The sequence below is a fragment of the Lentzea sp. NPDC004789 genome, assembly GCF_053601075.1.
The window spans coordinates 76,283-98,466 of record NZ_JBSGBE010000012.1; the positions used below are offsets into that span (position 1 = coordinate 76,283).

Consider the following 22,184-nt stretch of genomic DNA (forward strand, 5'->3'; position numbering starts at 1 on the left):
TCACCGCAGCGGGTGGGCCGATCTGCACGAACTCTCCACAGCACCTTCACCGCGTGAGCGCCCCTTGAACGACGCGGCGGCCCGGTACGCCACGCACGCCGTGATCACGGAGGCCACCATCATGAAGTTGCGGCCGTATTCGTCCGGAAAGGAGTGACCGTCCGGGAGCAGTCCGTCGAGGTACGCCGCCCTGAACCAGGCCACCGGCACGGTCAGCGCGATCCACAGCCCGCTGCCCAGCCCGATCACCCGCCACCGGTGAGGCAGGCGTCCCCGCCGGAAGCCCACGTGGACCAGCACACCGACGACCAGCAGCCAGAACGAGAAGATCGGCGAGAGCAGCAGCGGATCCGAGTCGTCACAGGTGATCGGGCCCGGCTTGTCGTGGCAGTACCACCTGAGCCCGTTGAGGCTCAGCGCGAATCCGACCCCGGCGACGGCCCCGGCGCCCATCCCCACCGCAGTGCGCGACAACATGCGTCAAGAACTACCCGATCAAGCGCGGATCCAGGGCCGATCCGCGCGGATCTCCACAGCACCTTCACCGCGTGAGCCGCGGCCGATCACGGCGGGTCGCCGGTGACCTCACCACCACCTCCGGCCGCCTTCGCAGCATCCAGCGCAGGACGAGCCCCGCCGCGGTCGTCCAGACGACCAGGAACATCGGCAGCGTCCAGGTGATCGTCAACGCGCACGCCGAACTGTCCGCGGTCGCGCACTCGGCCGGTAACAGCGGTCGCCACGTCAGTCGCAGCCCGAGCCCGGCGATCACGCCCGCCACCAGCCCGAGCAGAGCGCGCTTCATCACGCTCGTGGCCGGCCCACGGCCAGTGCGGCCACCGCGTAGGCGGCGCACGCGGTGACCAGGTACCCGGTCCGGAGGAAGTCGTGGACCTCTTCCTGGTACACCTCACCCAGGTGGTAGGCCCTGAGGTAGAGGACCGCCAGGACCAGCACGAACCACAACCCGCTGCCGGCACCGGCCGCCCACCACCCGCGCTCCGCCCGCAGGACCCGATGTCCGGCGTAGACCAGCACGGCGGCCGCGAGCATCCAGAACGAGAAGGTCAGCGGGTAGAGCAAGACCGACGACTGACCGCAGCCGGTGCGGCCGGGCCTGAGGTAGCAGTACCGCGTGAGTCCCTCGAGGGTCAGAGCCCACCCGATGGCGGCGAGGGCTCCGGCGCACGCCCCCACCACAGTGCGCAACAACATGCGCAAGAGTTACCTGATCAGAGCAGCCCGAGGGGGCGATCTCCACCAACTCTCCACATCACCTTCACCGCGTGAGCACGGCGATCAACGCGTACAAGGCCGCGAAGACCGGGAAGGCGAGATACGGCAGGCCGAGCGCGAAGAAGATCATCGCGACGACGGACATCAGCGTCGCGGGCACGGCGACCCATCCCGCTCGCGACACACCCGCCGAACGCAGGGCGAACCACCCCAGAAACGCGGCGACCGCCGTGAAGACCGGCACGGTCTTCACGGCGGCACCGAGGCAGCCCCAGTCCTCGAACGAGCAGACCGCGCCCGAGGCGATGAGCTCGAACACTCCCCACCAGGCCAGCCCGAGGAGTGCACCCACTCCGGCAGCCAGCGCGACACGGCGTCCCACTGGGCGTCAATCAGCGGTTCGACCGCACGCCCAGTAAAACGTCCTCCCACGAAGGGACGATGGGGTGGTTCTTCTTCCCCCGCTTGGGAGGAGGGTCCTTGCGCACCGGCTGTTCCGCCGCGGGCTCCTGCTCCTTCGCGGGAGCAGCAGGTGGCGGGGCGGGCGCGGGCTCCGGTTCCGGCAGCTTCTCCTGGACCGGCTTCTCGGCCACCGCGGGAGCGGGGGCCGGAGGCGGTGCCTGGGCCGGCACCGGCACGGACACCGGCTCCTCGGCAACGGGTGCGGGCAGCACCGGAGTGGCCTCCAGGGCCTGCCGCGCCAGCTGCGTCACCGGCCGCACCGTGCGCAGAGTCCGGTTCGGGTTCGGGTCCATCAGGTCGACCGCGGCGTCGTCCAGCGCCGTCACCGTGCCGCCCTGCGCACCGGGGTGGAACGCCCAGTGCGCCCGGTTGTCCGAACGCCCCGTCTTCCAGTGCAGCTGCACGATCCAACGGCCGTCGTCACCGCGCCACGAGTCCCACGAGGTGTCGGAGAGGTCGTGCCCGCGCAGCCCGAACGAGTGCGCGACGACCTCACCGAGCGTCTGCACGTCGGGGCCGTCCTCGCGGACCGGGTGCGCGCGCTGGGCCAGCTCGGCCGTGCGCGAACGCTCCAGCAGGACCGGGTAGGCGAAGCGCTCGATGCGGTGCGTCGGCATGCCCGCGGCGGCCGCGACCTGCTCGATCGACTCACCGGCGCGGATGCGGGCCTGGATCTCGCGCGGCCGCATCTGGGCCTCGCCCGACTCGATCTGCATCTGGCCCAGGCGGGCCAGATCACCGCGCAGTGCCGCCCGAAGGCGCTCGTCGGCGGGGAGCGTGAAGCGCTCGCCGCGGTTTTCGGGGTCCTCGAGGATGACGGACTTGCCGTCCTCGTCGAGCCCGATGACTCGCAGCGCTCGCATCGTGGCCTCCCTGAATTCGCACCTCGCCAGCAGACAACGTTAGGACAACGAGCCAGCCAGGAGTGGGAGACTCGCCGATATCTCTACGTGATCTTGCCAGTTCACGAGGGCTGTCGCACGCCCGTTTCCGGAAGGTTCACCTGGACCACCAGGCCGCCTCCCCCGTTCGGACGAGCCTTCGCCGACCCCTGATGAGCCCTCGCGACGGACTGCACGATCGACAGACCCAGGCCGGATCCGGTGGTCCCGGTGCGGTCGCGCAGCCGCCGGAACGGTTCGAACAGACCCGGCACGGCCTCCGCCGGCACCGTCGGCCCGGTGTTGGAGACCACGAGCTCCCGATCAAGGCGGACCGACACGGTTCCGCCAGGTTCGTTGTAGAGCAGGGCGTTGCGCAGCAGGTTGCCGACCAGCTGCGCCAGCAGCACGGGATCGCCCTCGACCAGGTACGGCCGCGTCGACACCTCGAAGGTGACCTCCTTCTCGGCCGCCAGTCCCGCACACGACTCGACCTCGTCGTCGATCACCTCGTCCAGCCACACCAGCTCTCGGCTGGCCAGGCCGCGATCACTGCGCGCGAGCAGCAACAACCCGTCGATGAGCTTCTCGCTTCGCTCGTTCGTGTCGAGCAGATGCGCTCCGAGACGGCGCATGTCGTCCGTCGCGTCCGGCGCGGCCAAAGCCACCTCGATCAACGTCCGCTGCACGGCTAGCGGGGTGCGCAGCTCGTGCGAGGCGTTCGCGACGAACCGCTTCTGGCTGTCGAACGACGACGCGAGCCGGTCGAGCATGCCGTCGAACGTGTCCGCGAGCTCCTTCAGCTCGTCCGGCGGGCCCTCCAGCTCGATCCGCTGGTCGAGCCGGGTCGCCTCCAGCCGGTGCGCGGTCGTGGTGATCTCGTGCAGCGGCGCCAGCACCCGTCCGGCCACCACCCAGCCGAGCCACACGGCGAGGATCGCCGCGATCACCAGCGCGATGGCGGACTGCCACAGCAGCCTGCTCAGCACGTCCGACTGGACCTGCTCACCGGTGATGACCATCGTGTCCGCGGGCAGTTCGGTGACCGTCAGCATCTCGCTCGTCGTGTACGGCAGCGCCCGTCCCACGGCGACCCCGCCGACGGCCGGCCGGAACCACTCGGCGAGCAGGAAGTAGTTGAGCCCGATCAGCGCGACGCCCGCGATCAGGAACACCCCGGCGTACCAGGCCGTCAGCCTGGTCCTCAGCTTCACGAGCCGAACCGGTAGCCGGCACCGGGCACCGTCTCGATGACCTGCGGCGTGCCGAGCTTGCGGCGCAGCGTCATCACCGCCACCCGCACCGCGTTGGTGAACGGGTCGGCGTGCTCGTCCCAGGCCTTCTCCAGCAGCTCCTCGGGGCTCACCACGTTGCCCTCCGCCCGCATCAGCACCTCCAGCACGGCGAACTCCTTCGGGGAGAGCGGCAGGAACCTGCCGTTGCGCGACGCCTGGTGCCGCGGCAGGTCCAGCGTCACCCCGGCCCTCATGAGCACCGGCGGCAGGGCGGGACGAGCCCGGCGGCCCAGCGCCTGCACGCGCGCCACCAGCTCGGCGAACGCGAACGGCTTGGTCAGGTAGTCGTCGGCGCCGAGCCCGAGCCCGGCCACCCGGTCGTCGATCTCGGCCGCCGCGGTCAGCATCAGCACCCGTGCCTCGCCGCCGGTCGCGTGCACCGCCTTGCACACCTCGTCGCCGTGCACGAGCGGCAGGTCGCGGTCCAGCACGACGACGTCGTACGCGTGCACTCCCACCCGTTCCAACGCCGCCTCGCCGTCGTAGCAGACGTCGACCGCCATCGAGAACCTGCGCAGTCCCTCGGCGACCGTGTCCGCGAGCAGCTGTTCGTCCTCGACCACCAGCACGCGCATGCCGCCCATTTTCCGCGCGCCACCGATAAGCGCCGGATAAAGGCTTTCGCTTAACGCCCGCGAATGACGGCCTCCGTAGACCTGTTGCCGTGAAATCCACCATCGCAGTGCTGCTGGCCTTGCTCATGGCGCTCACCGCCTGCGGGTCGAAGGAGCAGCCGAACGACGCCAAGAAGGACGACAAGGGCGATCCGATCAAGCTCGCCCAGTGCATGCGGGAGCACGGCATCAACATGCCGGACCCGAAGGAGGGCAGCAACGGCGGCCTCATCATCGAGGCGTCGCCGGGCGACGGCAACGCCGACACCGGTCCCGCGGACATGGACAAGATGAAGGCCGCGCACGAGGCCTGCAAGCAGTACATGGCCAACGGCGGCGAGTTCAAGCCGCCGTCGCCCGAGGAGCAGGACAAGATGCGCCAGCAGGCGAAGTGCATGCGGGACAAGGGTTACAACTGGCCAGACCCGAAGTTCGAGGGCGGCGGCACGGCGGAGACGATGGAGCTGCCGAACCTCGACGACGACAAGGTCAAGCAGGACATGAAGGACTGCGGCCTGCCCGAGATGCAGATGGGCCGTGCGGTCGGATGAAGCGCGGGGTGAACAGGAAGGTCCTCATCGCCGCACTGGTCGCGGCGGTCGTGCTCGGCACCGGTTCGGTCGTGGTGCTCACCCGGATCGCGGCCGACCAGGCGAGCGCCGCGCCGTTGCAGAACGCCCCGGCGAAGACGGCTCAGGTGAAGAAGACGAACCTGGCCGACCAGCAGTCGGTGACCGGCCAGCTCGGCTACGGCGCGGAACGAGGCCTGGCGTCGCGGAAAAGCGGCACCGTCACCGGGCTGCCGAACCAGGGTGCCGTCATCGAGCAGGGCAAACCGGTGTTCTGGGCGGACGCCAAGCCTGTGCCGCTGTTCTACGGCGCGATGCCGCTCTACCGCGATCTGGAAGCGGGCATGTCGAACGGTCCCGACGTCAAGGAGGTCGAGGAGAACCTCGCCGCCCTGGGGTACAAGGACTTCGGCACCCCGGACGAGAAGTTCACCTCGTACACGGCCTCCGCGCTGAAGAAGTGGCAGAAGGCCAACGGCCTGGAGCAGACCGGAAAACTCGGCCAGGGCGACGTGGTCGTGCAGCCGGGCGCGATCCGCGTCTCGTCGGTGACCGGCCAGCTCGGCGCCCCCGCCGGCGGCGACCTCATGAAGGTCACCGGCACCGAACGCGCGGTCACCGTCGAGCTCGACCAGGCCAAGCAGCGGCTCGCCAAGCAGGGGGAGAAGGTCGAGCTGTCGATCCCCGGCGGCAAGCCCGCCACCGGCACGATCACCGGCATCACCCGCACCGCGGGCGACCCGAACCAGGGCCAGAAGCCGAAGATCATCCTGACCATCTCCGTCGACGACCCGAAGGCCGCGGAAGGCCTCGACAGCGCCAACGTCACGGCGCTCTTCACGGTCTCGAAGAAGGAGAACGTGCTGGCGGTCCCGGTAGGCGCGCTGCTGGCGCTGACCGAGGGCGGCTACGGCGTGGTCACCGAGGACGGCAGGACCGTGAAGGTCACCGTCGGGATCTTCGCCAAGGGCCAGGTCGAGGTGCAGGGCGAGGGCCTGCGCGAGGGCATGAAGGTGGTGACCACCGAGTGATCACCGTCGACCACGCGAGCCGCACGTATCCCGGTGGCGTGCAGGCGTTGCGCGACGTCTCCCTGACCGTCGGGGGCGGCGAGATGCTCGCGATCGTGGGCCCGTCCGGCTCGGGCAAGTCGACGCTGCTGCACCTGATGGGCACGCTCGACAAGCCGACGGCCGGCCGCGTCGAGATCGACGGCAACGACGTGTCCTCCTTGTCGGACAACGCCTTGTCCGCGCTGCGGGCACGCACGATCGGGTTCGTGTTCCAGCAGTTCTTCCTCACCGAGGGACTGTCCGCGATCGAGAACGTGGCCTCCGGCCTCGTCTACGCCGGCGTGCCGCGCTCGAAGCGGCGGGCGATGGCGATGTCCGCTTTGGACAGAGTCGGCCTGCTGCACCGCTCGCTGCACAAGCCGCACGAGCTGTCCGGTGGCGAACGTCAGCGGGTCGCGATCGCGCGGGCCGTGGTGAACACGCCCGGCATCCTGCTGGCCGACGAACCCACCGGGAACCTCGACACGCAGAACGGCGCGGGGGTGCTGGAGCTGCTGGAGAGCCTCAACTCCGACGGCACCACGGTCGTGCTGATCACGCACGACCGGGACATCGCCGCGTGGGCACCGCGCCGCGTCGAGGTGCGCGACGGGGTGATCGTGTGATGGACCTGCTGCGCCTCGGGTTCTTCGGCATGCGGACCCGCCCGGTCCGCGCGGTGCTCTCCGCGCTGGGCATCGCGATCGGCATCGCCGCGGTCGTCGCCGTGGTCGGCATCCCGGCCTCCAGCGCGGCGGCGTTGCAGCAGAAGATGTCCAAGCTGGGCACGAACCTCCTGACCGCGGCGCCCGGCCAGGACTTCTTCGGCCAGGACGCGAAGCTGCCGGAGACGGCGGTGCCGATGGCCAAGCGGATCGGCGCGGTGTCGTCGGCCAGCGCCACCGGCAAGATCTCCGCGAACGTCCGCAAGAACGACCTCGTGCCGTCGAGCGACACGCTCGGGCTGCAGGTGCAGGCCGCCGAGCAGGACCTGCTGAAGGTGCTGAACGCCGAGGTCCGCGAGGGCAGGTGGCTCTCGCCGGGCGAGAAGTCGGTGGTGCTCGGGGGCACCGCGGCAGCGCGCCTGGGGGTGAGCAAGGCAGGTGCGCAGCTGTGGATCGACGGCCAGTGGTTCACCGTGGTCGGCATCCTCGGCCCGCTGCCGCTGTCACCGGAGATCGACCGGTCCGCGTTGATCGGCTGGGACGCGGCGAAGGAGGCGTTCGGGTTCGAGGGCAACGCGGACACCGTCTACGTGCGCACGGCCGAGGACCAGGTCGAGAACGTCCGCAAGCTGCTCGGACCGACGCTGAACCCGCAGAAGGCGACCGAGGTCAAGGTGTCCAGGCCGTCGGAGGCGCTGGAGGCCAAGCAGCTGGTGGAGAGCTCCTACAACGCGTTGTTCCTGGGACTGGGCGGGGTCGCGTTGTTGGTGGGGGGCGTCGGCGTGGCGAACACGATGGTGATCTCGGTGCTGGAACGCCGGAGGGAGATCGGTCTGCGGCGGGCGCTCGGGGCGACCCGGCGGCAGATCAGATGGCAGTTCCTCACCGAGTCGGTGTTGCTGTCGGGCCTCGGCGGGCTGGTCGGCGTGATCGTCGGAGTGGCGGTCACGGCCGGATATTCGATCAGCCAGCAGTGGCCGGCGGCACTGCCCTGGCCCGCCCTGCTCGGGGGAGTGGGCGCGGCCGTGGTCATCGGCGCCATCGCCGGCGTTTACCCGGCGGTGCGGGCGGCACGTCAGTCGCCCACGGAAGCACTCGCCTGAGAACGATGAAGGGAACCTTCCTCCACGTGAGGTGGATGAAGGTTCCCTTCATCGTGGAAATCAGAGCTGGCCGACGACCCAGTCGATGGCCTGCGTGAGGATCGTGACGTCGTCCGGCTCGATGGCCGGGAACATCGCGACCCGCAGCTGGTTCTTGCCGAGCTTGCGGTACGGCTCCACGTCGACGATGCCGTTGGCGCGCAACACCTTCGCCACGGTCGCCGCGTCGACGTCGTCGGTGAAGTTGATCGTGCCGACGACCTGCGAGCGGTGCGCGGGGTTCTCGACGTACGGCGTGGTGTAGGCGGTCTTCTCGGCCCAGCTGTACAGACGGCTGCTGGAGTCCTTGGTGCGGCTCACCGCCCAGTCGAGGCCGCCGTTGCCGTTGATCCAGTCGATCTGGTGCGCCAGCAGGAACAGCGTGGCGACCGACGGCGTGTTGTACGTCTGGTCCTTCGTGGAGTTGTCGAGCGCGGTCGGCAGCGACAGGAACTCCGGCACCCAGCGGTCCTTGAGCTCCTCGACGCGGGCCAGCGCGGCGGGCGACATCAGCGCGAGCCACAGGCCGCCGTCGCTCGCGAACGACTTCTGCGGCGCGAAGTAGTAGACGTCGAAGTCCTCGGCCTTCACCGGCAGACCACCGGCACCGGACGTCGCGTCGATCGCGATCAGCGCACCGTCCGAGCCCTCGGGCCGCACGACGGGCATCGCCACACCGGTCGAGGTCTCGTTGTGCGCCCAGCCGACCAGGTCGGCGCCCTCGGCGTAGAAGAGCTCGGGCGCGGTGCCCGGCTCGGCCTTGGTGACCAGCGAGTCCTTCAGGAACGGCGCGGTCTGCGTGACCTTCGCGAACTTGGAGGAGAACTCACCGTTGGTGAAGTGCTGGGCGGTCTCGCGGACCAGGCCGAAGGACGCCGCGTCCCAGAACGCCGTGGTGCCGCCGTTGCCCAGCACGACCTCGTAGCCGTCGGGGAGCTGGAAGAGCTCGCGCAGTCCGGAACGGACCCGGCCGACGAGGTTCTTGACGGGCTTCTGCCGGTGCGAGGTGCCGAGCAGGGCCGCACCTTCGGACGCGAGAGCTGCGACGGCCTCGGGGCGCACCTTGGACGGCCCGCAGCCGAAGCGGCCGTCGGACGGCTTGAGCTCGGCGGGCAGCACCAACGAGGTCGGATCGGCGGTCTGGGTCATGTGGTCACGCCTCCGGGGCGATGGACGATCTGAACGGACCTGACCGGCGCCGTTGCCGGAGTTCACAGTGTTGCAGGCGGGTAGCGGCAAGGTGACAGCCGGGTGTCGTGGGTCACTGCAGCATGCCTCGATCCAGTGCCGTCGTGACCGCGGCGGTGCGGTCGGACACCCCCAGCTTGTTGAACACCCGCAGCAGGTGAGTCTTCACGGTCGCCTCCGAGATGAACAGCGTCCGCCCGATCTCGACGTTCGACAGACCCTTCGCGACCAGCCGCAACACCTCGGCCTCCCGCGCGGACAGCGGCGGCGTGCGGACCTGCCCGACGACCTTCGCGACCATCGACGGCGCCAGCACGGTCTCCCCGCGCGAGGCCGCGCGGATCGCCGCGATGAGGTCCTCGGTGGTGGAGTCCTTCAGCAGGTAGCCGGATGCGCCGGCCTCGACCGCGCGAAGAATGTCCGAATCGGTCTCGTAGGTGGTGAGCACCAGCACGCGCGGCCCGGTTCCGGCGATCTTCGCGGTCGCCGCGACACCGTCCATTTCGGGCATTCGCAGGTCCATCAGCACGACGTCCGGCTTCAGCAGCGCGGCCTTCTCGATCGCCTCCTGGCCCGACCCGGCGTCACCGACGACTTCGAGGTCGTCGGCCACGAGCATGCCCTTCAGGCCCTGACGCACCACCGGGTGGTCGTCCACCAGCAGAATCCTGATCACAGCGGTACCTCCACCAGCACCGACGCACCCTCGTCGCTCGACAGGGAGAGCGTCCCACCCACCTGTTCCAGCCGGGCCCGCATGCCGCGCAGGCCGAAGCCCTCCGGCGCGTCGTCGAACCCGCGGCCGTCGTCGCGCACCTCCAGCGAGACGCCGTCCTGGTCGAACCTCATCACGACGTCGACCCGGGACGCACCGGAGTGCCGTGCCACGTTGGTCAACGCCTCCTGCGCGGTCCGCAGCAGCACCACCTCGACCGAGGTCGTCAACGGCACGGCGTTCCCGATCACCCGGAACGACGAGGGCAGCGAAACTCCGGAAACCAACCGCCGCAAGGCGTCCTCCAACGTGGAACCGTCCAAAGGGGACGGTGCGTTGGAGGCCACCAGGGCGCGAGCCTCGCGGAGGTTCTCCCGCGCGGTCCGCAGCGCCAGCTCCACGTTCGGTTCCGCGCCCTGCAGCAGCGTGATGATCGACGTGAAGCCCTGCGCGAGCGTGTCGTGGATCTCGGCCGACCACCTGGCCCGCTCGGCCTCGATGGTCAGCGCCTCGATCCGGTCCAGCAGCACACCGCGTTGCTTGTTCTGGTGAGTGATCCTGGTGATCGCCCACCCGAACGCCTGGGAGAACCCGATGATCAGCAACGCCGCGGCGAGCGGCAGCGTCGGCCTCAGCCCGGCCGCGTAGGTGAGGATCTGCGGCGTCAGCACGAGCAGCACCACCGGGACGAACGCCCACCACAGCGGCAGCATCATGTAGACCTGGGACACCAGGCCGAACAACGCGAACGTCGCCGAACCGCTGAACCACACCGCTCCGGCGAACAGCACCAGCGACCCGGCCGCGTGGACGAAGCCGCGCCAGTCGTCCCTGTCCTCCTCGATCAGGCGTTTGCCCCAGGTCCAGAACCAGATCATGTTGAGCACCAGCAGACCCGCTGCCGCCAGGCGGTCGGACAGCGGGTTGCCGTCGAACAGGACGATCACCAGGGCGGTGACCTGGGTGATCACGAAGAGCACGTACCAGGTGATCAGCTGGTTTTTGTTGTCCAGCGGAAGGTGCGCGTCACGAGGATCAGCCCCGCCACCGTCCACGCACCGAGCACCAGCGCGATCCTGCCGAGCTCCCATGATCCCGCCGCCTCCATGACCGCGTAGCCGTCGTCCGGCGCGAACACCGAACGGAAACCCTGACACACCCACTTGAGCGGGAAGAGCGACCCCACGGTGCGCAGCGAGTCCGGCAGCGCCGACTGCATGATGAAGACCCCGGACAGGAACTGCAGCACGATGTACGGGAGGTTCAGCACGCCGGACGCGCTTCGGGTCGAGTTGGAGAGCGCGCTGATGGCCACGCCGAGCAGCGAACACGAGACCACACCGAGCAGGAACACCCACGCGAACGTCAGCCACTTGTCCGCCGTCGCGGGCAGCTCGATGTCGAACCGGACGATCGCCACGACGAGCAGCAGGGCCGCCTCGAACAGGCTCGACACGAAGACCAGGACGACCTTGCCGATGAAGTACGACGGCAACGGCATCGGCGTGCCGCGCAGGCGCTTGAGCGTGCCGTCCTCGCGGTCGGCCACGACGCTGACGCCGAGGCCGACGAACGACGTCGAGATGATGCCCGCGCCGATCATGCTGGCCGCGAACATCTGGCCCTCTGCGGGGTTCTTCACGTACACGGTGCCGAGCAGCAGCATCAGGATGCCGGGCAGTGACACCGTGAAGATGAGGAATTCCTTCTGCCGGAAGAACTCCCGCAGCTCGGTCGCACCCCTCGCGAGACCGATCCGAAGGGTTCCGGGGAGTGCAGCCGTTCTGGCTGTCACGGTGGTCATGCGATCAGCTCCAGGTAGACGTCTTCCAGCGACGGACGGGTGACGGTGAGCTCGGCGAGCTCGCCGTGCCGGGCGAGCTCGGCGATCACCTTGGTGGGCTCGTGCGTGCGGACCTCGCGCCGGCCGCGGTCGTCGGTCCAGCGGACGGTGGCCTCGGCGTGCGCGCGGCCGCCCAGGTTCTGCGGCGTGCCCTCGGCGACGATCCGGCCGCCCGCGAGCACGGCCACGCGGTCGGCGAGCGCCTCTGCCTCGTCCAGGTAGTGCGTGGTCAGCAGGATCGTGGTGCCTTCCGCGGCCAGGTTCTTGATCAGGCCCCAGAACTGGCGGCGCGCCTCCGGGTCGAAGCCCGTGGTCGGCTCGTCCAGGAACACGAGCTCGGGGCGGCCGATGATGCCGAGCGCCACGTCGAGCCTGCGCCGCTGACCGCCGGAGAGCGTGCCGGCGCGGGACTTCGCCTTGTCGGCGAGCCCGACCAGCTCGATCACCTCGCCGGGGTCGCGCGGGTCGGCGTAGTACTGGGCGTAGTGCCGCACGGCCTCGTTGACCGTGAGGTTCGCGGCGTCGTTCGCGCTCTGCAGGACGATGCCGAGCCGTGCGCGCCACGTCCGGTCCGCCTTGGCCGGGTCGACGCCGAGCACGCTCACCTCACCGCCGTCGCGGCCGCGGTGCGCCTCCAGGATCTCGACGGTCGTGGTCTTGCCGGCCCCGTTCGGCCCGAGCACCGCGAAGACCTCGCCCCGTGCGACGTCGAGGTCCACCCCTGCCACCGCCTGGTGGCCCTTGTAGGCCTTGGTCAGGCCCCTCACTCGAATCGCGTTCATGGCACAAATCCTGCGGTTTCGAGGGGGCTCGGCGGGACGACCGCACCGCCGACCCCGGTTGTCAACCGGTCGGTGGACACGCGGGGCCCTTCCGTCCTCTCCTGGAGTACGAAAGCTCCCCGCGTACCGATGTGTTTCGGCGACGTTTCCGCACTGCGAGATCTTGCTTTCGCGTGATAGAACGTCCGGGTGCATCTGACGCCGCATGAACGCGACAAGCTCCTCGTGCACGTCGCCGCCGACGTGGCCCGCCGCCGGTTGGAACGCGGGGTGCTGCTGAACTACCCCGAGGCCGTCGCGCTGATCACCGACCACGTGCTGGAGGGCGCGCGGGACGGCCGCACGGTCAGCGAGCTCATGGAGAGCGGCCGCACCGTGCTGGCGCCCGAGCAGGTCATGCGCGGGGTACCGGAGATGATCGACTCGGTGCAGGTCGAGGGCACGTTCCCGGACGGCACCAAGCTCGTCACCGTGCACCACCCGATCGCGCCGTCCGCCGGCCCGGCGCCGGGCGAGGTCGTCGTCGGCTCCGAACCCGTCGAGCTGAACCCCGGCCGGCCGCGCATCACGATGACCGTGGTGAACGTCGGTGACCGGCCCGTCCAGGTCGGGTCGCACTTCCACTTCGCATCGGTCAACACGGGCCTGGAGTTCGACCGGGAGGCCGCGTTCGGCTACCGGCTGGACGTCCCGGCGGGCACGGCGGTGCGGTTCGAGCCCGGCGTCGAGCGCGAGGTCACGCTGGTTCCGTTGGCAGGCTTGAGGATCGTCCGGGGGTTGCAGCGATGATCGACCGCGAGCGCTACGCCGAACTGCTCGGGCCGACCGCGGGCGACCGCATCCGGCTCGCCGACACCGACCTGTTCATCGAGGTCACCGAGGACCGCTCGCGCGGTGCCGGCTCCGGTGACGAGGTGATCTTCGGCGGCGGCAAGGTGATCCGCGAGTCGATGGGGCAGGGGATCGCGACCCGTGCGGAGGGCGCGCCCGACCTGGTCATCACCGGTGCGGTGATCCTCGACCACTGGGGTGTGGTCAAGGCCGACGTCGGCGTGCGGGACGGCCGGATCGTCGCCATCGGCAAGGCGGGCAACCCGGACACCATGGACGGCGTCCACCCCGCGCTGGTGATCGGGCCGTCGACGGAGATCCTGTCCGGCAACGGGAAGATCCTCACCGCGGGCGGCATCGACTGCCACGTGCACTTCATCTGCCCCCAGATCGTCGACGAGGCGCTCGCGTCGGGGCTCACGACGCTGGTCGGCGGCGGCACCGGCCCGGCGGAGGGCACGAAGGCCACCACGGTCACGCCGGGAGCCTGGTACCTCGACCGGATGCTCACGTCGATGGACCACATGCCGATCAACGTCCTGTTGCTGGGCAAGGGGAACACGGTCTCGGAAGAAGGCCTGCGCGAACAGCTCGCCGGCGGCGCCGGCGGGTTCAAGCTGCACGAGGACTGGGGCACCACGCCCGCCGCGATCGACGCGTGCCTGCGCGTCGCGGACGAGTCCGGGGTGCAGGTCGCGATCCACACGGACACGTTGAACGAGGCCGGGTTCCTGGAGTCCACCGTGGACGCCATCGCCGGCCGGTCGATCAACGCCTACCACTCGGAGGGTGCGGGCGGCGGGCACGCGCCGGACATCATCCGCGTGGTCTCGCTGCCGAACGTGCTGCCGTCGTCGACGAACCCGACGCGCCCGCACACCGTCAACACGCTCGAAGAGCACCTCGACATGCTGATGGTCTGCCACCACCTCAACCCGTCGGTGCCGGAGGACCTGGCGTTCGCGGAGTCGCGGATCCGGCCGACCACCATCGCCGCCGAGGACCTGCTGCACGACCTGGGCGCGATCTCGATGATCTCGTCGGACTCGCAGGCGATGGGCCGGGTCGGCGAGGTGATCATCCGGACCTGGCAGACCGCGCACGTGATGCAGTCCCGTCGTTCGATGGACTCGAACCTGCGGGCGCAGCGGTACGTCGCGAAGTACACGATCAACCCCGCGATCGCGCACGGCATCGCGTCCGAGGTCGGCTCGGTCGAGGTCGGCAAGCTCGCCGATCTCGTGTTGTGGGAGCCCAAGTTCTTCGGCGTGCGGCCCTCGGTGGTGCTGAAGGGCGGGTTCATCGCGTGGGGCGCGATGGGTGACGCCAACGCCTCGATCCCGACGCCGCAACCGGTGTGGGCGCGGCCGATGTTCGGTGCGACCGCCGGTGCGGCCTCGTCGGTGTTCTTCGTTGCGCCGGAAGCGATCGAGGCCGGAATCGCCGATCGGTACGCGCGGCGCGTGCGGCCGGTGTCGTCCACGCGATCGGTGACGAAGGCGGACATGATCCTGAACGACGCGATGCCGGACGTGCGCGTCGACCCGGACAGCTTCGCCGTGCACGTCGACGGTTCGCTGGTGGAGCCGTCGCCGGTGGCGGAACTGCCGATGGCGCAGAGGTACTTCCTGTTCTGATGCTGACCGCGCTGATCCTCGCCGACTCCCGCTTCCCCGGCGGCGGCCACGTGCACTCCGGCGGCCTGGAAGAGGCGGCCGCGCGCGGGTTGGTGCGGGACGAGCCGACGCTGGAGTCGTTCCTGCACGGGCGTTTGCACACTGCGGGGTTGCTGGCGGCCGGTTTCGCGGCCGCGGCGGCCCGCGGTGAGGACCTGGCCGTGCTGGACGCGGAACTGGACGCGCGGACGCCGTCGCCCGCCCAGCGGGAGGCGTCGCGGGCGCAGGGACGCGGCATGCTGCGGGCGGCCCGGCGGGCGTGGCCGTCCGCGCGGCTGTCGTCGCTGCCGCCGTCCCCGCATCAGCCGCTGGTGATCGGCGTGCTGGTCGACGAGCCGTACGAAGCGGCTTTGACCTGCGCTTATCTTGCCGTGAGCGGGCCCGCGTCGGCCGCTGTGCGGTTGCTGGGACTGGACCCGTTCGGGGTCAACGCGATCGTGGCTTCGCTTGAAGTCGAGGAAGTCGCCGCGCGGGCGTGCAAGGAACTGCCCGCACTCGGTTCACCTGCCTTGGATCTCCTGGCCGAGGCACATGTTCGTCGCGAAGGGGTGCGTCTCTTTGGGAGCTAACCACGGGCCAGACCCGCACGACCACCACCACGGCGCCGCGCCGCGCATCGGCATCGGCGGCCCGGTGGGCAGCGGCAAGACCGCCCTGACCGCCGCTCTGTGCCGCGCGCTGGGGTCGCAACTGTCGTTGGCGGTCGTCACCAACGACATCTACACGACCGAGGACGCGGACTTCCTGCGGCGGGCGGGCGTGCTCGACCCGGCGCGCATCGAGGCCGTGCAGACCGGTTGCTGCCCGCACACCGCGATCCGCGACGACATCACCGCCAATCTGGACGCCGTCGAGCGCCTTGAGCACCGGTTCACGGACCTGGACCTGGTGATCATCGAAAGCGGCGGCGACAACCTGACCGCGGTGTTCTCCCGCGGCCTCGTCGACAAGCAGATCTTCGTCGTGGACGTGGCCGGCGGCGACAAGGTGCCGCGCAAGGGCGGCCCCGGCGTGACGACCGCGGACCTGCTGGTGATCAACAAGATCGACCTGGCGCCGTTCGTCGGCGCCGACATGGACGTGATGATCTCCGACGCGCACCGGATGCGCGGTGAGCTGCCGGTCATCGCGCAGTCGCTGGTGGAGACGCCCGAGGCGCCCGAGGTCGCCAAGTGGGTGCTGGCGCAGCTGTGAAGGCCTCCGCGCGGTTGGTGGTGGCGTTGGACTCGCACGGCAACAGCGTCGTGCGGGTCCTGCGCTCGCAGTCGCCCCTGACGCTGGTGCCCGCGCGCCGGGTGGGTCCGGTGGCGCTGGTGCACCTCGTCAGCTCCGTGACGTCCCCGCTCGGTGGAGACTCGCTTGAGCTGACCGTCGAAGTGGGCCCTGGAGCCTCACTTGATCTACGCGGAGTGGCCGCGACCCTGATGCTGCCCGGTCCGACCGGTTTGCCGTCTTCTTCCTCCGTGCGGTTCTCGGTGGAGGGCTCCGTCCGGTACCTGCCGGAGCCGACGGTGGTGACCCGGCGCGCCCATCACACGGCGGTGGTGGAGGCCGAATTGGACGGTCACGCAGAGTTGTCGTTGCGGGAGGTGCTGGTGCTCGGCCGCACGGGCGAGACGTCCGGTGTTCTGTCGACGTCAACGCGCGCAACCCGTTGCGGCAAGCCGTTGTTGCACCAACAGCTCGTGGTCGGCTCACCGGCGGTCGACTCGTCCGCCGCGGGACTGGCGGGAAAACGGGTCGTGGGCACGTCGTTGATGTTGGACGCGGTCGATCGCGGCGCGGATGGCGGTGAGTGGTGGAACGTCGTCCCGTTGGCAGCGGGCGGATCTCTCGCTACCGCACTGGGTGATGACGTGGTCACGGTCACACGTGTGCTTGACGCCATCTGACTCGATCACGGTCTCGATCCAGAACAGTTCTTTGTACGGACAGTCACCGTTCAGGTGGTGGTCATCACCACGCAGGCGGTTTCGCCATTCGTGCGCCGTGCGTATGGTCGCGGGTCCAGGGACCACGAGTTCTGCCGCTGCTTGGAGGTTCGCCGATGACGGAGACCACGAACATCGCACTGCCGGCGATGCGCGTGTCGTACGAGCAGGGCTCGCTGAGCGAGTCGGAGCTTTCCGCCACCTGGCACGAACAGCTCCAGCTGTGGCTGGACGAAGCGACCCGTGCCGGCCTGCCCGAGCCCAACGCGATGGTGCTCGCGACCACCGACACCAAGGGCCGCCCGTCCTCACGCACGGTGCTGGCCAAGGGGTTGGACCAGCGAGGCCTGGTGTTCTTCACCAACTACACGTCCAACAAGTCGCACGACCTGATGGCCACCCGGTACGCGTCGGCGACCTTCCCGTGGTTCGCGATGCAGCGCCAGGCGCACGTGCGCGGGACCGTCGAGAAGGTCGGGCCCGTGGAGACCGCCGAGTACTGGAACTCGCGGCCGCGCGGCTCGCAGATCGGTGCCTGGGCGTCGCCGCAGTCTCGCGTGGTGACCGGGCGGTCTACTTTGGATTCCGCGCTGCACAAGATCGAGCGGCAGTTCGCCGACACCGAGAAGATTCCCGTGCCGCCGCACTGGGGTGGGTGGCGGATTCGGCCTGAGGAGGTCGAGTTCTGGCAGGGGCGGCGGGATCGGATGCACGACCGGCTGCGGTTCCGGCTTGGGCGGGACGGGTGGCAGGTGGAGCGAGTAGCTCCGTAGGGCGTTTGTTCGGTTGGGGCGTCTCCGGTGGGCGGGGGCGCCCCGTTTTTTGTTCGTTTTTGACGGGTGTTGGTTGCGTCATCGCCGCTTCGCGACGATTGCGATTGCCCCGATCGCCTTGCGTGCGTGGTTGCGCCGGTTCGGCCGGCGGTCATTACCGCGGCTTCGCGCACGGCCATTGACCGCGCGTATCAACCGGACCCGTGCCCGCCGCCGTCGTGCCTGCCGTGCCCGCCCCCTGGCCTGCCGCCCTCGCACCCCGGACGCGCCTCTCGTTCGCAGTCCGTCCGCCACCGCGCCCGAGCCCGCCGGCCGGTGTGCCGACACGCCGTCCCGAGCGGCGCTGTGGCGGAGTCGGCGGAACCTGACCTGGGGCTCGCGCGTCCTCGGGTTGGGCGGGTGTCCGTTTTGCGCACGGGCATACTGGGATTTCAGCAACGGCTAGCTACGAGGTGCGATTTCACGTGTGCGGAGTGCTCGGACTCATCTGTTCCACCGAAGCCGCCGCGAGCGCCGCGCGGGGGTCTGTGGCCGCTGCACTGCGCTGCCAGCGGCATCGGGGGCCCGACGAGCAGGACACGTGGGCCGATGCCGAGGTGGTCTACGGGTTCAACCGGCTCGGGTTCATCGACCTGGAGCACAGCCACCAGCCGTTGGTGTGGGGGCCGCCGGAGAACCCCACTCGGTACACGTTGAACTTCAACGGCGAGATCTACAACTACAAGGAGCTGCGGGCCGAGCTCGCGATCCGCCACAGCGCGCGCTTCAAGACCGAGGGTGACGGCGAGTCCATCGTCGCCGGGTACCACTACCACGGTGCCGACTGGGTCAAGCGGCTGCGGGGCATGTTCGCGTTCATGATCTGGGACGCGGAGGAGCGGGTCGTCTTCGGTGCGCGGGATCCGTTCGGCATCAAGCCCCTGTTCTGGGCGGCCGGGTCCGGCGGGGTGGCGTTCTCGTCGGAGAAGAAGAGCCTGCTGCAGCTGACCGGGGTGCTCGGGATCAGCCAGGAGCTCGACCAGACCGCGTTGCAGCACTACCTGGTGCTGCAGTACGTGCCGGAGCCCGAGTCCCTGCACAAGGCGATCCGGCGGGTGGAGTCCGGGACGTCGTTCAAGGTCTCGCCCGGCGGGCCGGTGCTGTTCAACCGGTACTTCAAGCCGGTGTTCGCGCCGCGGCCGGTCAACAGCGAGCACGAGGCCGAGGCGTTGCACGAGCGGATCGCCGAGGTCATGCGGGACTCGGTGGCCAAGCACATGATCTCGGACCCGGACGTCACGGTCGGCGCGTTCCTGTCCGGTGGCATCGACTCGACGGCCACGGCGACGCTGGCCAAGCTGCACAACCCCAACCTCATCGCGTTCACCAGCGGGTTCGACCGCGAGGGGTACTCCGAGGTGGACGTGGCCGCGGAGACGGCCGCGGCGATCGGGGTGCGGCACGTGGTGCGGACCGTGTCGCCCGACGAGATGATGGAAGAGCTGCCGCTGATCATCTGGTACCTCGACGACCCGGTGGCGGACCCGGCGTTGGTGCCGTTGTGGTTCATCGCGCGGGAGGCGCGCAAGTACGTCAAGGCCGTGCTGTCCGGCGAGGGTGCGGACGAGCTGTTCGGCGGGTACGTGATCTACCACGAGCCGCTTTCGTTGTCCCCCTTCGAGAAGGTGCCCGGCGGCGTCCGGAAGCTGATGGGCGCGGTGTCGAAGTCCATTCCGGAAGGCGTGCGGGGCAAGGACTTGCTGCGGCGCGGCTCGCTCAGGCTGGAGGAGCGGTACTACGGCAACGCGCGCAACTTCAGCGACGCGCAGGTGCGGGCCGTGTTCCCCGGTTACGTCGAGGGCATCGGCTTCCAGGACGTCACGGCGCCCTGGTACCGCGAGTCGGAGGGCTGGGACCCGGTCGCGCGCATGCAGCACATCGACCTGTTCACCTGGCTGCGCGGCGACATCCTCGTCAAGGCCGACAAGGTGACCATGGCGAACTCGATCGAGCTGCGGGTGCCGTTCCTCGACCCCGAGGTGTTCAAGGTCGCGGCCGAGGTGCCGCTCGACCAGAAGCTCACCGAGGGGACGACCAAGTACGCGCTGCGCAAGGCGTTGGCGAAGATCATTCCGGCGCACGTGCTCAACCGGCCCAAGCTGGGCTTCCCGGTGCCGATCCGGCACTGGCTGCGCGCCGAGATGTACGACTGGACGCGCGGGATCATCGCCGACTCGCAGACCGGGCACCTGCTCGACAAGAACGCGGTGCTGGAGCTGCTCGCCGAGCACAAGTCCGAGCAGTTCGACCGCAGCCGCCAGCTGTGGTCGGTGCTGTGCTTCATGATCTGGCACGGGATCTTCGTCGAGGGCCGGATCAGCCCGAAGGTGCCGGAGCCGGTCTACCCCGTCCGCCTCTGAAGTGGCGTTGGCGACAGAGTCACGTAAAGGACTTGTTAGTTGTCATAAGCTAACGATGTGGCCACTGTGGGGAGAAGCGCGCGCTCGACGTTCGTGATCGACACTCGACCGTTGAAGATCGTCGCGTATCGCCGGTTGTGGCTGTCCACGATCGTCACGGCGGTGGGCTCCCAGCTCACCGCCGTCGCCGTTCCCAAGCAGGTCTACGACCTCACCGGCTCGTCCGCGTGGGTCGGCATCGCCGCGGGTGTCGCGCTCGTCCCGCTGCTGGTCTTCGGGCTGTGGGGCGGTGCCATCGCGGACACGGTCGACCGGCGCAAGCTGCTGCTCGTCACCAACACCGGCATCGCCGTCTCGTCGGTGCTGCTGTGGGCGCAGGCGGCGCTGAACGTCGGCTCGGTGTGGCTGGTGATCGGGCTGCTCGGTCTGCAGCAGGTGTTCTTCGCGGCCAACGCGCCCGCGCGCTCGGCGTCGATCGCGCGGCTGGTGCCGGCCGAGCTGCTGCCCTCGGCGGGCGCCCTGGGCTCGACGGTCATGCAGTTCGGCGCGGTGCTCGGGCCGTTGCTCGCGGGTGCGCTGATGCCGGTGGTCGGGCTGTCGACGCTGTACCTGGTGGACGCGGTCGCGCTCGTCGTGACGCTCTACGCGGTGTGGAAGCTGCCGTCGATGCCCCCGCTCGACGGCGTGGTGCGGCGCGCGGGGCTCAAGGACGTGCTGGCCGGGTTCGTCTACCTGTGGGCGCAGAAGGTGCTGCTGGCGAGCATGTTGCTGGACATCATCGCGATGGTGTTCGGCATGCCGCGGGCGCTGTTCCCGGAGATGGCCCAGCACACGTTCGGCGACCCGCCCGGCGGTGGGTTCGCGCTGGGCGTGCTGTTCGCGGCGATCCCCGTGGGCGCGGTGCTGTGCGGGCTCACGTCCGGCTGGATCTCGAACATCAAGCGGCACGGTGTCGCGGTGACGCTGGCCGTGGCCGGCTGGGGCGTCGCGATCATGGGCTTCGGCCTGGCCGGGTCGCTGTGGGTCGCGGCGGCGTTCCTGGCGCTCGCGGGAGCCGCGGACATGGTGTCGATGGCGTTCCGCGGCGCGATCCTGCAGTCGGCCGCGACCGACGAGATGCGGGGACGCATGCAGGGCGTCTTCATCGTCGTCGTGGCGGGTGGGCCGCGCATCGCGGACCTGTTGCACGGCACCGGTGGCGCGGCGTTCGGCACCGCCGCGGCGGTGACCGCGGGTGGTGTGCTGGTGATCGTCGCGACCGTGACCATGGTGGTGCTGCTGCCCGCGATCTGGCGCTACCGGGTCAGTTCCGCGGGCTGATCTCGTTCGCGGGCGGCTCGGTGATCCGCACGTCGGAGCCCCAGTCGGTGAACAGCGCCTCGTCGACGATCAGCGCGTTCTTGAACTGCGTGGAGAACTTGATGCGCGTCGGCAGTCCGCTGCCGTCCAGCTCGATCTCTCCCACCGCGTTCGTGACGCCCTGGTCGAGGGCGAGCTTGACCTCGTTGCGCAGGTTCTCGTCGGTGAGCGCGTCGTAGGCCTTCTGGTAGTCGACGGCGATCGAGTACCGGGTGCGCTCGCCGGTCTGCGCGACCAGCTTGAGCTCGCCGCCCGCCCGCACCACGGGCAGGTGGTAGGTGGTGAAGACGGCCTGCTGGTAGATGACGTCGTGGAAGCCGAGCAACGTGTTCGTGAGCTCGTCGTCGTCCTTGCGCACCAGCTTGATCCACGACTTGTCCTGCGGCAGCCCGAACACCGGCGGCAGCTTCACGAACGTGCTGTCGGTCGTGGTCGAGACGAACCGCAGCTCCTCGTCCTTGCCGCCGGTCTGCACCGGCCGCTTGGTGGTCGCGTCGATGCTCGGCACGTCGCCCAGACGTACGGAACCGTTGGCGGGAGCCGTGACGCCGCCCGTGGTCGGTGGTGCGATGGTGAAGCGGTAGGTCTTCTTCTCGTTGACCACTTTGGACACCGCGGCCACCAGGCTCTGCACGTCGGAGAACTGCTTCGGCTGGGCCGGCGGCGGTGCCGACGTGCAGGCGGTGAGCGCGGTCAGGGCCATCGCCGCGCCGAGCAGACTTGCGGTGCGTCTCATGGTTACACCATATGGGTGAGGTGATCGCCTGCACC

At 69.5% G+C, this 22,184-nt stretch carries 25 protein-coding genes; 12 read left to right on the forward strand and 13 right to left on the reverse strand.

The annotated features are described in order from the left end of the window. From ACWEIJ_RS26045 to ACWEIJ_RS26075, 7 genes are all read right to left on the reverse strand, one after another. Positions 1 to 477, reverse strand: a complete 477-nt coding sequence (locus tag ACWEIJ_RS26045) for a hypothetical protein (RefSeq protein WP_449839849.1) — start codon at positions 475 to 477, stop codon at positions 1 to 3. Positions 478 to 541: 64 nt separating this feature from the next. Then, a complete protein-coding gene (locus ACWEIJ_RS26050; RefSeq protein WP_449839850.1) occupies positions 542 to 805 on the reverse strand; it encodes a hypothetical protein in 264 nt (87 codons plus the stop codon). Beyond that, entirely contained in the window at positions 805 to 1,215 is a 411-nt protein-coding gene (locus ACWEIJ_RS26055) for a hypothetical protein (RefSeq protein ID WP_449839851.1), read from the reverse strand. The genes ACWEIJ_RS26050 and ACWEIJ_RS26055 overlap by 1 nt, the downstream gene beginning before the upstream one ends. A gap of 64 nt (positions 1,216 to 1,279) precedes the next feature. After that, complete coding sequence (locus ACWEIJ_RS26060; protein ID WP_449839852.1) at positions 1,280 to 1,588, reverse strand: hypothetical protein; 309 nt, start codon at positions 1,586 to 1,588, stop codon at positions 1,280 to 1,282. 40 nt (positions 1,589 to 1,628) lie between these two features. Next, positions 1,629 to 2,561: a septation protein SepH gene (gene sepH, locus ACWEIJ_RS26065; protein ID WP_449839853.1), complete on the reverse strand. Its 933-nt coding sequence runs from the start codon at positions 2,559 to 2,561 to the stop codon at positions 1,629 to 1,631. 101 nt (positions 2,562 to 2,662) lie between these two features. Then, entirely contained in the window at positions 2,663 to 3,793 is a 1,131-nt protein-coding gene (locus ACWEIJ_RS26070; RefSeq protein WP_449839854.1) for a sensor histidine kinase, read from the reverse strand. Then, positions 3,790 to 4,449: a response regulator transcription factor gene (locus tag ACWEIJ_RS26075; RefSeq protein WP_449839855.1), complete on the reverse strand. Its 660-nt coding sequence runs from the start codon at positions 4,447 to 4,449 to the stop codon at positions 3,790 to 3,792. Before ACWEIJ_RS26075 ends, ACWEIJ_RS26070 begins: the two co-directional genes overlap by 4 nt. 89 nt (positions 4,450 to 4,538) lie before the next feature. On the opposite strand from ACWEIJ_RS26075, the gene ACWEIJ_RS26080 reads away from it, so the two are divergent. The 4 genes from ACWEIJ_RS26080 to ACWEIJ_RS26095 are packed head-to-tail and all read left to right on the forward strand — an operon-like array spanning position 4,539 to position 7,877. Beyond that, the gene (locus ACWEIJ_RS26080; RefSeq protein WP_449839856.1) at positions 4,539 to 5,039 is read left to right on the forward strand and encodes a hypothetical protein; all 501 of its coding nucleotides are present in this window, start codon (positions 4,539 to 4,541) and stop codon (positions 5,037 to 5,039) included. 8 nt (positions 5,040 to 5,047) lie between these two features. Beyond that, the gene (locus ACWEIJ_RS26085) at positions 5,048 to 6,088 is read left to right on the forward strand and encodes a peptidoglycan-binding protein (RefSeq protein ID WP_449839857.1); all 1,041 of its coding nucleotides are present in this window, start codon (positions 5,048 to 5,050) and stop codon (positions 6,086 to 6,088) included. After that, on the forward strand, positions 6,085 to 6,735 hold the full coding sequence (locus ACWEIJ_RS26090; RefSeq protein ID WP_449839858.1) for an ABC transporter ATP-binding protein: 651 nt from the start codon (positions 6,085 to 6,087) through the stop codon (positions 6,733 to 6,735). Before ACWEIJ_RS26085 ends, ACWEIJ_RS26090 begins: the two co-directional genes overlap by 4 nt. Continuing rightward, complete coding sequence (locus ACWEIJ_RS26095; RefSeq protein ID WP_449839859.1) at positions 6,735 to 7,877, forward strand: ABC transporter permease; 1,143 nt, start codon at positions 6,735 to 6,737, stop codon at positions 7,875 to 7,877. The genes ACWEIJ_RS26090 and ACWEIJ_RS26095 overlap by 1 nt, the downstream gene beginning before the upstream one ends. A gap of 60 nt (positions 7,878 to 7,937) precedes the next feature. Here ACWEIJ_RS26095 and serC read toward each other — a convergent pair whose 3' ends face one another. The 5 genes from serC to ACWEIJ_RS26120 all read right to left on the reverse strand — a co-directional run bounded on the left by serC (position 7,938) and on the right by ACWEIJ_RS26120 (position 12,444). Further along, positions 7,938 to 9,065, reverse strand: a complete 1,128-nt coding sequence (serC, locus tag ACWEIJ_RS26100; RefSeq protein WP_449839860.1) for a phosphoserine transaminase — start codon at positions 9,063 to 9,065, stop codon at positions 7,938 to 7,940. Between the two features lie 112 nt (positions 9,066 to 9,177). Beyond that, the gene (locus ACWEIJ_RS26105) at positions 9,178 to 9,780 is read right to left on the reverse strand and encodes a response regulator (RefSeq protein ID WP_449839861.1); all 603 of its coding nucleotides are present in this window, start codon (positions 9,778 to 9,780) and stop codon (positions 9,178 to 9,180) included. Then, on the reverse strand, positions 9,777 to 10,874 hold the full coding sequence (locus tag ACWEIJ_RS26110; protein ID WP_449839862.1) for a sensor histidine kinase: 1,098 nt from the start codon (positions 10,872 to 10,874) through the stop codon (positions 9,777 to 9,779). The genes ACWEIJ_RS26105 and ACWEIJ_RS26110 overlap by 4 nt, the downstream gene beginning before the upstream one ends. Continuing rightward, on the reverse strand, positions 10,811 to 11,623 hold the full coding sequence (locus tag ACWEIJ_RS26115; RefSeq protein WP_449839863.1) for an ABC transporter permease: 813 nt from the start codon (positions 11,621 to 11,623) through the stop codon (positions 10,811 to 10,813). The genes ACWEIJ_RS26110 and ACWEIJ_RS26115 overlap by 64 nt, the downstream gene beginning before the upstream one ends. Further along, a complete protein-coding gene (locus tag ACWEIJ_RS26120; RefSeq protein WP_449839864.1) occupies positions 11,620 to 12,444 on the reverse strand; it encodes an ABC transporter ATP-binding protein in 825 nt (274 codons plus the stop codon). Before ACWEIJ_RS26120 ends, ACWEIJ_RS26115 begins: the two co-directional genes overlap by 4 nt. A gap of 189 nt (positions 12,445 to 12,633) precedes the next feature. On the opposite strand from ACWEIJ_RS26120, the gene ACWEIJ_RS26125 reads away from it, so the two are divergent. From ACWEIJ_RS26125 to ACWEIJ_RS26160, 8 genes are all read left to right on the forward strand, one after another. After that, positions 12,634 to 13,233 carry an urease subunit gamma gene (locus ACWEIJ_RS26125; RefSeq protein WP_449839865.1) on the forward strand — a complete coding sequence of 200 codons (600 nt, stop codon included), beginning with the start codon at positions 12,634 to 12,636 and terminating at the stop codon, positions 13,231 to 13,233. After that, entirely contained in the window at positions 13,230 to 14,912 is a 1,683-nt protein-coding gene (locus ACWEIJ_RS26130) for an urease subunit alpha (RefSeq protein WP_449839866.1), read from the forward strand. Before ACWEIJ_RS26125 ends, ACWEIJ_RS26130 begins: the two co-directional genes overlap by 4 nt. Then, complete coding sequence (locus ACWEIJ_RS26135) at positions 14,909 to 15,520, forward strand: urease accessory protein UreF (RefSeq protein ID WP_449840043.1); 612 nt, start codon at positions 14,909 to 14,911, stop codon at positions 15,518 to 15,520. The genes ACWEIJ_RS26130 and ACWEIJ_RS26135 overlap by 4 nt, the downstream gene beginning before the upstream one ends. Then, positions 15,510 to 16,145, forward strand: a complete 636-nt coding sequence (gene ureG, locus ACWEIJ_RS26140; RefSeq protein ID WP_449839867.1) for an urease accessory protein UreG — start codon at positions 15,510 to 15,512, stop codon at positions 16,143 to 16,145. The genes ACWEIJ_RS26135 and ureG overlap by 11 nt, the downstream gene beginning before the upstream one ends. Next, positions 16,124 to 16,843, forward strand: coding sequence for an urease accessory protein UreD (locus ACWEIJ_RS26145; protein ID WP_449839868.1), 720 nt, complete (start codon positions 16,124 to 16,126; stop codon positions 16,841 to 16,843). Before ureG ends, ACWEIJ_RS26145 begins: the two co-directional genes overlap by 22 nt. Positions 16,844 to 16,998: 155 nt before the next feature. Continuing rightward, positions 16,999 to 17,655, forward strand: a complete 657-nt coding sequence (pdxH, locus tag ACWEIJ_RS26150) for a pyridoxamine 5'-phosphate oxidase (RefSeq protein ID WP_355448557.1) — start codon at positions 16,999 to 17,001, stop codon at positions 17,653 to 17,655. 464 nt (positions 17,656 to 18,119) lie between these two features. Then, entirely contained in the window at positions 18,120 to 20,054 is a 1,935-nt protein-coding gene (gene asnB, locus ACWEIJ_RS26155; RefSeq protein WP_449839869.1) for an asparagine synthase (glutamine-hydrolyzing), read from the forward strand. 66 nt (positions 20,055 to 20,120) lie between these two features. Further along, complete coding sequence (locus ACWEIJ_RS26160) at positions 20,121 to 21,374, forward strand: MFS transporter (RefSeq protein ID WP_449839870.1); 1,254 nt, start codon at positions 20,121 to 20,123, stop codon at positions 21,372 to 21,374. Here the strand turns inward: ACWEIJ_RS26160 and ACWEIJ_RS26165 are convergent. After that, a complete protein-coding gene (locus ACWEIJ_RS26165) occupies positions 21,358 to 22,149 on the reverse strand; it encodes a hypothetical protein (RefSeq protein WP_449839871.1) in 792 nt (263 codons plus the stop codon). The two genes, ACWEIJ_RS26160 and ACWEIJ_RS26165, sit on opposite strands and share 17 nt — an antisense overlap. Positions 22,150 to 22,184 lie beyond the last annotated feature (35 nt).